Genomic DNA, 14608 nt, shown 5'->3' on the forward strand with positions numbered 1-14608 from the left:
ATAGGTTTTAGACTGGCTTTTAGAAGGAATTACATGCCTGTACAACAATTCGGCGAGCTTCTGAGCGACCCAAAAAAACTGATTCGACATATTCTTAAAGTCACCCTGATTGCCCTGGCCTTGGCTGGCTTGGCCTTGGTGTTCGTGGATCAACAGGCTTCTTTGTATTTTGCTGAACAAGAAGTCAAAGGCCTGATCCGCGCCCCTGCCCGCATCCTGACGGACATCGCTTTATCCGAGTACTACTTCGTGGGCTCTTTGCTGGTGTGGATCTTCTGTAAATGGATCGGCCCCCGTTTAAGCTTCCTGCAAACACATCTGGACCGCGTGGACTACTATCGCCGCTGGGCTTTGAATTTCTTTGTGGCGCTGCTGGTTTCTGGTGCCATCACCCATATCATCAAATTCAACGTCGGCCGTCAGCGTCCGCACAAAACACCGGATTTCGATCCCTACGTCTTTGATCATTTTACGACGCATTGGCACTGGCATTCGTTTTCTTCCGGCCATTCGCAGGTGATCTTCACCGTGGCAACCATGCTGAGCGTGGCATTCCCAAGATTCAAATGGTTCTGGATTCCGTTTGCGATGCTGATTTGCCTGACCCGCGTGGTGGTGCATGACCACTTTGTCAGCGATATTATCTTTGGTGCCTGTGTGGGTTATGTCGGCACTTTGCTGGCCCTGCAACTGATGCGCAAGAAAACCAGCAACGGCATTTACTAGCTAGGTTTCAGAAAGGAATTCCACCAGATACTGGGATTCCTTCATTGTTTTGACGATGTCTTTATAGTTTTCCACGTACTTTTCGACCAGACTCCAGAAGTGGCTGGAATGATTCATGTGCTGCAAGTGCGCAAGCTCATGCACGATCACGTAGTCGATGATTTCCTGGGTAAACACAATCAGGCGCCAGTTCAAATTGATCACCTTGCGCGAAGAACAACTGCCCCAGCGGGTCTTTTGTTCGCGGAATTTCACCTGTGAAGGATGCAGGTTCATTTCACCCGCCCAGAACTTCACACGCTCACTTAAAAAATCCACGGCTTCACGTTTGTAGAAGTGGCGGATTTCTTTTAATGCGGTCGGATGCTCTTCGATCAGGGAATTGGCACTCCAGTCGTTTCTTGGAATGTGAAGCAGCAGATGTTCATCGGTCACCGACACAAAGGTTTTTTTGTGAAGAGTGATGACGACTTTTAGTTTTCGTTCTTTGCCTTTGAACGGGAAGTTTTCATAGGCTTTGATCTTTTTATCCGGGAACTTTTCGGCGATTTCCTGGAACTTTTCAAAGTTCTTTTCGATCCAGTCTTTTTTCGCCATCAGAAAATCAACGATGACCTTCTGAGGCGTGCTTTTCGCCGCAACAACCTTGATGGGTTTATTGGGATAAAGATAAATGGAAACCGAGCGACGAAAATTCCGTCGATGCACCTCTACAGGCCATTTTGCGAAGAGAAAAGTTTCTTTGCCGCTCATCAGTCAGAGAATGACTTAAGCCTTAAAAACTGGCAAGATCTGATAATGGATAAAAGCTCTTCTTTTTACAGTCTAGACCCTGAAAAAGTGCTGCTGGCAGCAGAACACGCGGGCTTTTATCCTACGGGCGAATTCACGCAGCTAAATTCCTATGAAAACCGCGTTTTTGATATCAAGCTGGAACAGCCGAGCTTTCCCGGCGCCCAAAGCAACAATGTCATCGCCAAATTCTATCGCCCCCAGCGCTGGAGCAAAGACGCCATCCTGGAAGAACATGAATTTCTGCTATCTCTGAAAGCCGAAGGCATCCCGGCGGTGGCACCCCTGTTCCAGGGACATGACTCCACCATCCAGGAAGTCGATGGCATGTACGTCGCTTTCTTCCCAAAGGTTCTGGGCCGTATGCCACAGGAGTTTTTGTCCGGCGAACTGCAGAAAGTCGGTCGCCTGATGGCACAAGTTCACAACGTGGGCGCAAGAAAGCCCGCCCCGCACCGTCCGACTTTGGATACCAGCTATTATGGTGGTTGGGACACATTGGATTTCTTGCAAGACTGGATCACCCCGGAACTGCGTGAACGCTACAACATCGCCGCAGAAGATATTCTGTACGCCATTGACGACAGCTTTGATACGTCCGAATTTATCCGCATTCACGGCGACTGCCATAAAGGCAATTTACTGAATAACGGCAAAGAATTCTTCCTGGTCGATTTTGATGATTTCGTCAACGGCCCGGTCATTCAGGATTTCTGGATGCTGTTGTCAGGTGATGAAGACAGTCTGGATGACGAGCGCATGCAGATCATTCAAGGCTATGAAGAACTGCGCGAATTCCCGGATCATCAGTGGTCCTGGATCCCGATGCTTCGGGGTTTGCGGATTGTTTCCTATGCCGGATGGATTGCAAAACGCTGGACAGATCCAAGCTTCCCGCGCCTGTTCCCGGAATTTAACAAATACACCTATTGGGCGGAAGAAGTTGAAGCCCTGGAAAAGATCGCCTGGAAGATCGGATAAAGAAAGACCCGCGTAACAGCGGGTCTTTTCATTTCAGCCATTCTGCTGAAAGAATCAACGTCGACGAAGTGCCGGGTTGATGGAATTTGAAGGCAGGATTTCGCTGGCCTCACGACCATGCAGGGCCTGACCGCCTTTTTTCAGGCTCTTTCTTGGCAGACGCATTTTCGGCTGCTGAGTCATGGCTCTTGAGAACTGCTCTTCTGATTTGGGTGCAAAGCTCAACTCATCTATAGTGGCCTCGCGACGTTGTTTGCCGTTTGTTGATGCCGGTCTTTTTCTAACGCCACTGGCTTTGATGGTTTTGGATGTTCCCGCTTTTTTCGTGCGGATCGATGGTTTGGACTTCATCTTCGCACTCATCGTGCGTTTGGCTTTTGCGGAACGAGTTGGTGAAGAAGACTTGGCTTTTTTGGCCGAAACCGATTTACGGGCACTGATTCGTTTACTTGTCGTCTTTCTGGTTGGTTTAGCGGAAACAGCTTTTCTAACGGGTTTTGCAGAAATGGCGGCTTTCGCGGACTTGCCACTTCCTGCCGCGGATTTTTTGGATCTTTTCAATTGGGAGCGGAATTTTCTAAGACAGGCGTTCAGCTCATTCATGCGATAACGAATCAATCGCGCACTGCCGATCTTTTCATCCGGGCCTCTCCAGGCGTGTTGCAGGCTTTCTTTATCGCTCAGGCGCACGCGATAGCTTTGAATCAGCTTTTGGCAGCGTTCGATGTGTTCGTTCAATCTTGCCGGCGAAAGATGATGAAGGGTTTCCGGGAAACTGTCTTTAACAAGTTGGTATTCTGCCCGTGGGAAATTGCGGCGAGCAGTCTGTAGTTCGTCTCTCATAACTGGCTCCTCGGTTAGAGTGATGTTGCTGACTCTAGTTTAGAGAACTCTGTCCGAGTGGCCTTTAAAATCATGTCCTTGCTGTTATAAAACAAGAGCCGCACAAAGCGGCTCTTGAAATCGAAAGTCAGGCTCTTACTGGCCCAAAGTAACGGTATTCAACTCGATCGTCTTTGTTCCTTTGTCCCCTGTGTGCATGACTTTCACCACGCCAAATGGAACATCCCCCATCCACATTGTCATGGTTCCATCATCGTCATCATCATGCTTGCCAAGGCCTACAAAGTCTTCGTCAGACTTCGTAAACTTACAAGTGCTGAAGGTGCCCGCTGGAACAGTCACGTCCTCAAGCATTCCTCCCCTTGCCACGCAGTTTGTCTGGACAGTGGTCCACTTTTCCGGAGTCCACATTTTTTTAGCGTACTTCGTTTCCATTTTTTCCCACTTGCCCATTTTGTACCAGGTTTTCACCAGCCACTTCATTGTGGTTGGATCCTGCTCAAGAACTTCCTTAGAACCCAGCACTTCTGTGGATGTGCCATCGGATCCAACAACTGTGCCTTTCCATTCCACTTTATCCCCCACCATCGGATACGCCACCGCGTAGTTCGCTGCCAGGAATACTAAGCCCGCAATAATATTTCTTACTTTCATAAAGACCTCCTCGTCTTGGTTTGGTTTGAATTTGGAAGCCTAGGTTGAACTGAAGAAAAAGTTCGGTCGTCTTTTTTCTGAGATAGTTGCAACCTTACACCCACCAAGACCCGCAAGGCACAAGAGGACGTCAATCTGCTTGTGATTGATCAGTTAAGAAATGAAAAAAGCCAGGTTGTGACGCCTGGCTTTTGTTAATTGAACGATATCTATTTCAACTATTTATGGTTGATGAACCAGTTAGTGATCAGCTCGGGAGCTTCTTCCAGCCATTCGTGACGAGCCCAAGGGCTGACGAACATCTCGGTTTCAACACCCTGATTTTTCAAAGTCTCGTGATATGGATACATCGTGCGCACTGGAACCACCGGATCCAATCGGCCGTGCAGAAAGATTGTTGGTGGATGATTTTCCGGAACTTGTGCCGGAACAAAACACATCGGCCCCCCGCAATCAGCATAAGACGCCGAGTGAACCGCAAGGGCTTTAAACACCCCTGGGAAGGCCACCGCCATACGGCTGGAATGATATCCACCGCTGGAGATCCCTGTGGCATACAGACGATCCATGTTCAACTTCCCGAATTCCCCATTCCCCATGGCTACTAATAGCTCTTCCACGAAATAGCGATCTTCAGAAGTGTCATAGTCAATGCCCACGATATTCGTCATCCAGGCCACGCCTTCAATTGCTGGCGGCGCAATCACCGCGAAACCGGAATCAAGCAGCGTCTGGATCAGACGAATTTCGTTATAACCCCCGGCAATCATCAGACTGCTGCGGGAAAACTCCACCGGGAAAAGGCTGCCCTGATACAGAATGACCGTGGGCCATCCCGCTTTCGGCGTTTTTCCCTTAGGCAGGGAGTATTTCACATGACGAGTCAGGTGCGGACCGGACACCAGCTTTTCCAAGTAAGGGCAGGTCATGCGATCCACAAGTCCCGTGACTTCACAGTTCGATGCCTTTTTTGCCGCTTGTGCCGACATGCTCATCGCCACAATACCAAAGACACCTGCTAAAAGTTTTTTCATCCGGGACTCCTTTGTCCAAACTAAAACCCGAGGCCACTATAAAGGCATCGGCCTTAGTTTGTCCCCTGAATCAGTTGACGGTTTTCCAAGTCTTTTGTCAAAAAGACCCTTTAAACCGCGACTCAGAAGCCCCGAAATACCACTTTGTCGTGGGATAATCCGGTCAGCAGACTAGTGGCAGACCCACTTTGTGCCTTTTCCTGTCAGCTCTGTGCCTTGAACCTGCAAAGTCTTCACAGTCATCGGAACAAAGGACTGCAAAGCCTGTGGCATTTTGTGTTCCAGGATCATCAGGAACTCAAGGCCATTGCCGTTTGCAACATTCAAAACCAACTGGTGATCATTGTAGTTGTTCACGCCGCCGGTTTTTCCTGGCTCTGCGCTGGAACCTTCGTTCGTGTATTGAACTTCGCTGCCGCAGTTACGGCTTGGACATTTCCCAGCAACCCAAGTTGAAAGATCGTAAGTCACTTTCCCTTGGTCATCGAAAGTTACAGACAATTGCTGCGTGTTACCGCTAGTGGCAGGGTCCGCTTCTTTCGTGCAGGTGATCTGCTTCGGGAAAGAACACTGATAGCTGCTGGCACGATCAAGGAAACAATCCGCCTGCGCCGCTGTGGTGGAAAGAATCAAACCGGAAAGAACCATCAAAGACTTAAATTTCATGACAACCTCCTACGTTGTTGGAGGCGAAATTATTTTCAAACAAAGTATTTGTATAATTCATATATTTCATTTTACTATGATTTTAAATGAGTTTACTGAGCCCTTCCCTTGAAGCTTTCTGGGCCGTCGTCCAAAAGGGCACGGTCCTGGAAGCTGCTAAAATGGTAAATCTCACCCAGACAGGGGTGACCCAACGAATCCGGAGCCTGGAAAAGCAACTGGGTGTGACGCTGTTCACCCGCTCCCGTAAAGGCATGCGTCTGACCCAGGAAGGGGAATCCCTTCTGCGCTATGTCCAGGCGGCCCGCGATCTCGAAGGGGACACCCTGTCTAAAATTTCCGGCAAAAAAGAATCCAGCTTCTTTGAAGTCTGCATCAGTGGAACTTCCACACTGATGCGTTCGCGGATCATCCCTAAAGCCAGCTTGGTGATGAAAAAGAATCCGAAGCTGCGCGTGCGCTTTGATATCACCGACACCGACAGTGTTTTAGGAAAACTAAAAACCGGCTTTGCCCAGATTGGGGCGTTGCCGGCCAATCAAGTGGGGCTGGAGCTGGATTCCAAGACGCTCGCCCCGGAACGATATGTTCTGGTGGGAGCTTCTGCGTGGAAGAAAAGAACGCTCGATGATATTTTAACCAACGAACCGATTATTGATTTTGATCCTCAAGACACGGTGACGTTGGATCTGCTAAAGAAGTACAAACTTGCCGGAAAAGCGCAAAAATTACGTAACTATGCCAACAACATCGATGCGCTGACCTACATGCTGCAACAGGGACTGGGTTATTCGACTCTGACGGAAGAATTCGCGCGGCCTTATATTAAAGAGGGCAGTCTTTGTCTTCTTGCGAGTGATTTGCATCTGGATTATTCCGTAGCGCTTGCATGGTATCCACGTACAGAAATGCCGCCGTATTTCAAACAACTTGTCGAATCTCTGACAAAGAAAACGTAATTACGCATTCAAGTTCCAACTTGGAACTGGCTCTGATCAATGATTTCAAAAAATTCAGTTTACTTTTTCAGCATCTTCGCCGATATTTGAAATCACTCTATTGAAAGGAGGCCATCAATGAAATTGATGAACATTAAAAAATCCAATCACCACGGATCCGCAGTCATCGGGATGGCCTCTGATATCCAATCATAGGTACTCAGATTCAATCCCACGACAATTGAACTGCTATTCTAAGAATTAAAACGCTTTGCTGCGTCTGATTCTTGGATCTTAACCCAAAAACAATTTTATTTTTTTCAGTCCCTCAGGCGTGTTCGCATGGGGCGATTTCGCCTGGCGGTCTGAAATTTCAACTCTTGCATCCGCACGGTCAAAACGGCCTTTTGCCACCGCGCCTTGCAAGCATCATTAATCCTGAGGAGGAAGCTATGAACGCTCTAATGCGTAAGAAGAAAGAATGGGAATTCCAAAACGAACGATACTTTATGAGTCTCGTCGAAACCTCAGCTGATGTTTCTGTTGAAAGCGTGAAAAAGGCCGGTCAAGTAACAAGCTTCCTTCTGTACCTCGCGTACAAATCCACAAGGATGATGCTTGCATTGGCGTCTTGGACGATCAATGGACCGAAACTGGTGCGCTATTCAAATCCAGAAAAGTCTTTCGAGACTTTGGAGACAGAAACCAAGCTGCTGGAAACCCGCTTACAAAACCCTTTCAGTCTGCAAAGGTAATCGGTGGAAGGGGGCTTAAATCCCCTTCTTTCCCAATTCGTAAGTTTTTTGCAGGAAGGCCTCTATCTGGGGGGCCTTTCTGTTTTTCACTTCATCAAACTGTGTGACCTTCACCGGTTTCACGCCACAGAATTCCAAAACAGTGGTTTTCATCATATGAATCGCCGGATTCCAGTTCACAAATTTGTTCCACCACCACGGTGCATCCGTCGTGATGATCAGTCTGCCGGTGCGGCCTTTTAATAGACGATCCCAGAACGGATTGTCCTTGCGATACTTAAATGCAAAACCCGGAAGCAGCACCCGATCCAGCAATCCTTTTAACAAAGCCGGCACTGTTCCCCACCAGATGGGATAAACGATCACGATGTGCTCTGACCACAGGATGTCTTTTTGAATTTGCACAAGATCTGGCTCTAGCTCCTGAATCTGCAAATAGCCTTTGTGCAGGATCGGATCAAACTGCAAACGCGACAGATGCACCAACTTCACGTCAAATCCGGCATCCTTCGCACCATCAAAGTATTTTTGCGCCAAGGACCCGCAAAGTGCTGCTTCGTTCGGATGACCGTTCAGGATCAAAATCTTTTTCATGCGACACCCCCCACATACAAAGCGGCAATGAAAGCGGCCTGCACCAAACCGCGCTGGAGCACTGACAATGGCTTGGCACCCCGGAAGCGGATGTTATGCTTGGCGGCATAGTAATTGGCCGGGAAAACCAGAATCAAAAACACAATCAGCGCCTTGGCGGCAAAAGGACGCGTGACCGGATCTGCCAGATCCACGGCGCCCAGAATTTCCAGCGCCCCGGTCACATAGACCAAAAGCATTTTCGCCGGCAACACCGGCGGAATCATTTTCACGAACTCATGACGAAGCGGCGTAAAGTGACTGACCCCGGCAAAGAAAAAGACCTGAATCATGATCCACAGAGGGACCTCCCTCCAGGTGGCCAGCAGTCCGCCGGCCTTGGCCGCCAGCGCCAACAAAGAAAACACGATCAACATACGGTAAAAGGCATTGAGCTTTTTCATGTTTACAATGTTAACATTAATGTGACCATTGTAAACATAGAAAAGGGGTGCTAGTCTTTATTTCATGGCGAAGACATATCATCATGGCGACCTTAAAACGGCCGCCATTAAAAAGACGGTTGAAATCATTCAAAAAAAAGGCGAAGCCGATTTTACTTTGCGTGAGATCGCCCAAAGCCTCAAAGTGAGCCACACCGCTGTTTACCGCCATTTTAAATCCAAGCAGGATCTGCTTTCACATATCGCCGAAGAAGGTTTTCATAGTCTGATCGCCGCCTTTGAAAAGTCCTCATCCGGACTTCGCAGCCCCCGCCAACGCCTGGTCGCCTTGGGAAGAAGTTATATCGAGTTTGCCTTGAGCCATTCAGGGCACTATCGAGCGATGTTTCATCAGGAACTTCGCTGCGCGAAAGATCAGCGCCCGGAACTTGAGGTGGCCGGCTACAAGGCCTTTGCGATTCTGGCCGACTGCCTGCAAGACGGAATGAAGTCCCAGGTGTTTAGAAAGTCCAACCCCGAAGAGGCTGGCAGGTCGGTCTGGTCCGGCATTCATGGTTTCTCGGTTTTGATGATCGATGGACAGTTTCAAAGCCTGACCAATAAGGCCGCTTTGAACGAAGCTATCGACATCCATCTGGCCTTTTTGGAACGGGCCCTTTTGAAATAGAAAGACACCTCACAGTCATTCTTTAATCCCTCCATTCAGTTTTTGAACTCTTTTGAGATTTCAATACTTTGCGTTAATAGTGCTTTCGCTTCAGTTTTCCGGCTTAAACAGCCTTTCAGGCGCTGTCCGAAGGTTTTGATGCCCTGTTTTTCTTTGTCATCGCGGCAGGGGCATTCTATATTTTCAGGGCTTCTATAATCCAATCACAAAGGACACCGACTTATGAAAAAAATCAAAGTTGCCAATCCCGTCGTTGAACTCGACGGCGATGAAATGACAAGAATCATCTGGAAATTCATCAAACAACAATTGATCCTTCCTTACCTTGATATCGACATTAAGTACTATGACCTGGGCATGGAGCATCGTGATGCTACCAACGACCAAGTGACTGTTGACGCTGCAGAAGCGATCAAAAAGTACAACGTGGGTATCAAATGCGCGACGATCACTCCGGACGAAGCTCGCGTAAAAGAATTCAACCTGAAACAAATGTGGAAGTCCCCGAACGGCACTATCCGTAACATTTTGGATGGTACTGTATTCCGTGAACCCATCATCTGCAAAAACGTTCCTCGTTTGGTTCCTAACTGGACAGCTCCTATCTGCATCGGTCGTCACGCTTTCGGTGACCAATACCGTGCAACTGATTTCGTTACCAAAGGCAAAGGTAAGCTGACTGTGACTTTCCAGCCTGAAAACGGCGGCGAAACGATCACTCACGAAGTTTACAACTTCAAAGGTGATGGCGTTGCATTGACTATGTACAACACTGACGAATCCATCACTGGTTTCGCACGTTCTTGCTTCAACCAGGCGTTGACCAAGAAATGGCCGCTGTACCTTTCCACTAAAAACACCATCCTGAAAAAATACGATGGTCGCTTCAAAGACATCTTCGAAGAGATCTATCAAAAAGAATTCAAAGCGAAGTTCGATGCTGCTGGCATCACTTACGAGCACCGTCTGATCGACGACATGGTTGCTTCCGCATTGAAATGGAATGGTAACTTCGTATGGGCATGTAAGAACTACGACGGTGACGTTCAGTCCGATACCGTGGCTCAAGGTTTCGGTTCTTTGGGTCTGATGACTTCCGTATTGGTCACTCCAGACGGTAAAACCATGGAATCTGAAGCAGCGCACGGCACAGTGACTCGTCACTACCGTCAGCACCAGCAAGGCAAGCCAACTTCCACGAATCCAATCGCTTCCATCTTTGCATGGACTCGCGGTCTTGAGCACCGTGGTAACCTGGATAACAACCAGGAGCTTGTGAAGTTCGCTCAGACTTTGGAAAAAGTCTGCGTTGAGACTGTTGAAGCTGGTTTCATGACCAAAGACCTTGCCGTTTGCATCTATGGCGACAAAGTTCCAGCTGACAAGTACATGAACACTGAGCCGTTCCTGGCGAAGTTGGATGAGAACTTGAAAAAAGCTCTTTCCATGTAATTGATTTGTCCTAAAAGACAAAATGAAAGAGGAGCCCCGCAAGGCTCCTCTTTTTTTATTTCTGCAGAATCATCCGGCGCACTTGTTTTTGCACGCTTTCATCCACCGCCATTGGAGTCACCTCAAGATAGGCTTCAATCAGCTTATCCTGAAGTACCAGCAGGCGCTTCATGTTGCTGGTATATACAATTTCCCCACGAATGACTTCATCAGGAGATGGCAAACGGGTTTCGTAAAGCCCGTCTTTATCCAGCCAGGAAAAGACCAGATACTTTTCCTTGCCCTCCTCCTTTTCTTTAGGCTCTTTCACTTTGATTTTACCAGCAAAGTCCAACCCCAAAGCCTGCTCAAGGGCCTGAGTCTTAAGGCCGGAAAGCGCCTTCTGATAGTGAGTTCGCAACCCTTCGACCGGAATACGCTGTCTGATCACGAAACCAAGAAGGTTCTTGTTCAAAATCCCATTGCGACGGACGGCACACGCCAAACGCTGGCTGGGAAGATTGTCTTCCCTGCATTCTGTGACTTCACTCAAGCTGCCAAACTGATCCGCCAAACCCGGCATCAAGGGCTCTCCAGCCATCAGACTTTCCTGGGCAATCGCGGACTGCACCAGAGACAGCGCATTTTCAAGCCAATAATTAGATCTGGCCCAGCTGATATTGTAGCGCTCTTTCAGAGTGTTGACGTCTTTTTCTGCCGCCAGCCAATCAGCCTTGTCATAAGAAAGAATTGGATGAAGCACCAGCAGATTTTCCACGTAGCGTTCAAGCCCCTCCGTTGAAATCAGATTGATCAGGTCATACTGTTCAACACCGTGAACAGCTCCTTCACCACGGATTGCATATTCAACCTTACGTCTTAAAGAATCTGCGTTGACCGCCGGAAGATGCAAACCCGTCAGCATGACCGGATAAGAAATAATCTTTTTGCTTTGAAGAGCTTCCACCAGAGGCTGGTAAATATCTTTGTGAAAAGTCGCCAGCTCGTCATTGCGGAAGTTTGCCACGAACTGAACCGGATTTTCGTTGGCGTTTTTGCTGCCAAAAGCTTTGGTCATGCTTCGCTGGCAGGTTTCATAGTTAGACTCTCCCGAGGAACGGGCAAATCGCACCAGCGCTCCTTTTTCCTGCAAAGAGGTTTTCAGAAGCTGCCTTGTGGCCTCAACGGTACGAACACTGCCCAAGCGATACGGCTGGGAACGATCGGCATTCATGCTGACACCGTATTGAATCATCTTTTCGCAAGAATTAATTTCTGAGTGCGTGAGAAGTCTTTGCGCCTCGATATCCATCACAATCATGGACTTGATTTCTTGAAGCTTGCGCATTTCTATCTTGTGATAAGCTTCAACAACAACTGCGAGTTCGCGGATCATTTTCATGGTTTCAAGCTGAATTTCGATCATCTGCTTTTGCAGTTGTTTGATTTCTGCAAGCTCACGACGGATGGCCTTAAGGTCGGCCGCCATTTCTGCCTGCATCGCCGCTCCGGAAACAGCCCCCATCAATGCCGGCCCCGGACCACCAGCCACCATGCTCATCGCACCGATCAATCCCCCCAGAGGCATAAGCGCTCATCACCGACTGAGTCAGATTTACTACCGAGGCCACCGTGCGAGCCGTATCAATAGCCTTTTGCACACCCGGATCAATTTTGATTCCCAGCGTGACCGCCAGTTTTTCCGTCGCATTCAAGATCGTGTCCAGACGACCGGCCGCCGAAGCTGCACTGTTAACAAATGTTTCAATATTCTTATTGATGGCCTGTGGTTCACTTAAAGGCCCTTGCCCCTCGGCGGACTGCAGATTCCCGGTCAGGGCGTCGCTCATCAAGCGCAGAGATTCCACACGGGTCTCTGGGCGGAACTCAAGCTCCCATTTGCTTTTTTTGATTTCCTGAAGGATTGCTTCCATGGCGCCTTTGGCCGACTTCCAGTCGTCGCCCATCTTTTGACGACTGTCCTGGATCAGCTGAACCAAGGACGCGGCTTCACGCACCTTTGCAGCAATATCTCCGACCTCACGGGCTTTCTTAATCAGCTCTTGGATGCTGGGTTGCTTTGCCAGGTGATCCACCACAGCCCCGGCCACAAGCCCGATAACAACCAGCTTGGTGTTGTCTTCGTCGTGGAAACTATAAGCGGCAAGAATTTTGTCGTAACGTTTCAGGATCTCAACTGTATTTTCAATGGCCTCAGCGCGAGGACCCTTAACAGCTGCAGAAAGTTTTTTCTGATCCTCGGGGCTTAGCTGCTGAATGTAGGCTGGCATCAGTTCGATTGCCAGCTTCTGCGCTCTTTCAGAGTAAGTCTTCAACAGACTGTCCATGGCCTGATTCTGCCTCTGAATCTGCAATTTCAAATTAAAATCATCCCTGAGGCCCTTCGCACTAAAGGACATCTGGTTGTATTTATAGTTCAAAGTAAAATTCAAAACCGAGGGATCATTTCGGAAGCCCAGGGTTTGTAGCAGATAAATGTTTTTAGCCATCTGACGGTCACTTTCAAGTGCCGCAAGAACAGTGTCATCAGCCGCATTGGCTGTCAGATACTTGGAGCGATCCTGCTCTGACAAATACGGGATCAACAGCTCGGCCAGGGCTGGGTTCGGGCTTCTGCCCGCCGCCACCTGTTCCCAGAATGGAAATAATGATGTGTTATCGAGAATGTCGGCGCTGTCCCCTGTACGAACGATCTCCCGCACTGTCTCTTTCTGAGGGGCACAGGCAGACAAGGTCAGCACCACACTTACCGTCAGGGGAATAAGTTTGTTTTTCATTATAAACCTCCAGAGAATCGATCGCGGGTCACACAAGAAGTGCCTTTGCTCCCCACCGTTAGACAGAATTCACCCAAAATACCCACAGCACCTTGTTGGCCTTTAAGGCCGGTAGCTCCGCTGGCACCATCTGCTCCAGCTTTCGCTTTTCTGCAAAGAGGCGCAGAAGCTCCTGCCGGACCACCCAAGCCTCCCGGCTGGCCTTTGCCGCCCTCACCACCCTCGCCTCCTTCACCAGGAACAAAGACGACTTCGTAGTCAAAGAACCTTGCTGATTGCAGCGTCAGATAAAGTGAACCGGAAGAACCTCCTTGGAAGCCATTGAAGCCGTCGGCACCCGCTACGCCATTCGCACCTCTCTGACCGTCGGTAGGCTGTCTGACACAGCTCGGACGCTCGCCACCGTTATCAAGGCCACCCGGAAAACCCGGATGAAATGCGCCCGCAGTGCCACTGGCGGCCTGGGCCGGACGCTCTTGAGTCGCATCAATGCCTTTTTCACCACGAGAACCGCGATGTCCGCGCATTTCAATTTTCAACAGGCCGGTCGCATATTTAAAATTCAGAATCAGACGTCCGCCACCCTGACCAGGAACCTTTGTGGTGTTGGACATTTCAATGTCTTTAGCGGTGAAGGTTTGAAGGCTTGTGTAAGCGTCACTGCGAAGTTCATCGGCGTCAATCTGCAGGTCACGCCCCTCAGTGATCAGGACAGCTCCCTCTTTCAGAATCAGTTTGCGAAGCTCAATACGATTGGATTCGATTTTGAAATCAGAGATACGAACAGATTCTGCCAAGGTCCAATCCTTTAAAACCCGAACCTCTTTAACCAACTGGCCGTGATTTGTGTGAATGACATATTTATAGTGCCAAGGGCGCAGGTCATTGCGTGAGGTGGTAAGACGATCAACAACATCCACCCCGTTGACCGGAACACTGACCGAAGTGCCCGAGCTCACTTCGAGTCTTTCGACCGTCTCGATGCCGAAAGAACTGTTATCTTTGGTGATACGAACCATAACTGCACCGGGCTCTGCTTCACGATCTAAAGATACTGTGACGGAGGGCTCTGAAGTGGACTTCGAGTCCGGATTCTGAGGATCGTCGGGATTTGCAGGCTGAACGACTTCTTGGGGACGGTCGCCGTTGGAGTCAGAACCCGGCTGACAAGCCGCCAGAACCAGAGCAAGCGGAAGGACGGTAAAAAGTGATTTCATAGCATCTCCTATTTTCGGAAGTAGGAGATATCAAGTCCCGGGCCAGACTCGCGGCCCCGCCAACTCAAA

16 protein-coding genes are annotated in these 14608 nt (G+C 49.1%); 6 read left to right on the plus strand and 10 right to left on the minus strand.

Annotation, left to right across the window (positions count from 1 at the left end):
• Nucleotides 1–33 precede the first annotated feature (33 nt).
• On the plus strand, nt 34–726 hold the full coding sequence (locus ACZ520_RS17525) for a phosphatase PAP2 family protein (RefSeq protein WP_416479799.1): 693 nt from the start codon (nt 34–36) through the stop codon (nt 724–726).
• On the opposite strand, the gene ACZ520_RS17530 is transcribed toward ACZ520_RS17525, so the two are convergent.
• Complete coding sequence (locus tag ACZ520_RS17530; protein ID WP_088563913.1) at nt 727–1479, minus strand: M48 family metallopeptidase; 753 nt, start codon at nt 1477–1479, stop codon at nt 727–729.
• A 45-nt stretch (nt 1480–1524) separates the two neighbouring features.
• Between ACZ520_RS17530 and ACZ520_RS17535 the strand changes: the two genes are divergently transcribed.
• Nucleotides 1525–2499, plus strand: coding sequence for a serine/threonine protein kinase (locus tag ACZ520_RS17535; protein ID WP_374031471.1), 975 nt, complete (start codon nt 1525–1527; stop codon nt 2497–2499).
• 54 nt (nt 2500–2553) lie between these two features.
• Here the strand turns inward: ACZ520_RS17535 and ACZ520_RS17540 are convergent, their stop codons facing one another.
• From ACZ520_RS17540 to ACZ520_RS17555, 4 genes are all read right to left on the minus strand, one after another.
• Nucleotides 2554–3342 carry a hypothetical protein gene (locus tag ACZ520_RS17540; RefSeq protein ID WP_464126799.1) on the minus strand — a complete coding sequence of 263 codons (789 nt, stop codon included), beginning with the start codon at nt 3340–3342 and terminating at the stop codon, nt 2554–2556.
• A 135-nt stretch (nt 3343–3477) separates the two neighbouring features.
• A complete protein-coding gene (locus ACZ520_RS17545) occupies nt 3478–3996 on the minus strand; it encodes a hypothetical protein (RefSeq protein ID WP_464126801.1) in 519 nt (172 codons plus the stop codon).
• 218 nt (nt 3997–4214) lie between these two features.
• Nucleotides 4215–5030, minus strand: a complete 816-nt coding sequence (locus ACZ520_RS17550; protein WP_464126803.1) for an extracellular medium-chain-length polyhydroxyalkanoate depolymerase — start codon at nt 5028–5030, stop codon at nt 4215–4217.
• Nucleotides 5031–5201: 171 nt separating this feature from the next.
• Nucleotides 5202–5696, minus strand: a complete 495-nt coding sequence (locus ACZ520_RS17555) for a hypothetical protein (RefSeq protein ID WP_416479797.1) — start codon at nt 5694–5696, stop codon at nt 5202–5204.
• Nucleotides 5697–5782: 86 nt separating this feature from the next.
• On the opposite strand from ACZ520_RS17555, the gene ACZ520_RS17560 reads away from it, so the two are divergent.
• On the plus strand, nt 5783–6655 hold the full coding sequence (locus ACZ520_RS17560; RefSeq protein ID WP_417868058.1) for a LysR family transcriptional regulator: 873 nt from the start codon (nt 5783–5785) through the stop codon (nt 6653–6655).
• Nucleotides 6656–7086: 431 nt separating this feature from the next.
• A complete protein-coding gene (locus tag ACZ520_RS17565; RefSeq protein WP_088563906.1) occupies nt 7087–7389 on the plus strand; it encodes a hypothetical protein in 303 nt (100 codons plus the stop codon).
• A 15-nt stretch (nt 7390–7404) separates the two neighbouring features.
• On the opposite strand, the gene ACZ520_RS17570 is transcribed toward ACZ520_RS17565, so the two are convergent.
• Together ACZ520_RS17570 and ACZ520_RS17575 are read right to left on the minus strand one after the other, a co-directional pair.
• The gene (locus ACZ520_RS17570) at nt 7405–7983 is read right to left on the minus strand and encodes an NAD(P)H-dependent oxidoreductase (RefSeq protein WP_464126806.1); all 579 of its coding nucleotides are present in this window, start codon (nt 7981–7983) and stop codon (nt 7405–7407) included.
• Nucleotides 7980–8426 carry a DoxX family protein gene (locus ACZ520_RS17575; protein ID WP_464126808.1) on the minus strand — a complete coding sequence of 149 codons (447 nt, stop codon included), beginning with the start codon at nt 8424–8426 and terminating at the stop codon, nt 7980–7982. The genes ACZ520_RS17570 and ACZ520_RS17575 overlap by 4 nt, the downstream gene beginning before the upstream one ends.
• A 64-nt stretch (nt 8427–8490) precedes the next feature.
• On the opposite strand from ACZ520_RS17575, the gene ACZ520_RS17580 reads away from it, so the two are divergent.
• Complete coding sequence (locus tag ACZ520_RS17580; RefSeq protein ID WP_464126810.1) at nt 8491–9093, plus strand: TetR/AcrR family transcriptional regulator; 603 nt, start codon at nt 8491–8493, stop codon at nt 9091–9093.
• Nucleotides 9094–9315: 222 nt separating this feature from the next.
• Entirely contained in the window at nt 9316–10545 is a 1230-nt protein-coding gene (locus ACZ520_RS17585; RefSeq protein WP_011166031.1) for an NADP-dependent isocitrate dehydrogenase, read from the plus strand.
• A gap of 55 nt (nt 10546–10600) precedes the next feature.
• Here ACZ520_RS17585 and ACZ520_RS17590 read toward each other — a convergent pair whose 3' ends face one another.
• From ACZ520_RS17590 to ACZ520_RS17600, 3 genes are read right to left on the minus strand one after another with little or no spacing between them, the layout of a single operon-like run.
• Nucleotides 10601–12112, minus strand: coding sequence for a hypothetical protein (locus ACZ520_RS17590; protein WP_464126812.1), 1512 nt, complete (start codon nt 12110–12112; stop codon nt 10601–10603).
• Nucleotides 11997–13322, minus strand: coding sequence for a hypothetical protein (locus ACZ520_RS17595; RefSeq protein ID WP_464126814.1), 1326 nt, complete (start codon nt 13320–13322; stop codon nt 11997–11999). The genes ACZ520_RS17590 and ACZ520_RS17595 overlap by 116 nt, the downstream gene beginning before the upstream one ends.
• Nucleotides 13322–14539: a hypothetical protein gene (locus ACZ520_RS17600; RefSeq protein ID WP_464126816.1), complete on the minus strand. Its 1218-nt coding sequence runs from the start codon at nt 14537–14539 to the stop codon at nt 13322–13324. The genes ACZ520_RS17595 and ACZ520_RS17600 overlap by 1 nt, the downstream gene beginning before the upstream one ends.
• Between the last annotated feature and the right edge of the window lie 69 nt (nt 14540–14608).

Source organism: Bdellovibrio sp. BIS2, assembly GCF_055398295.1.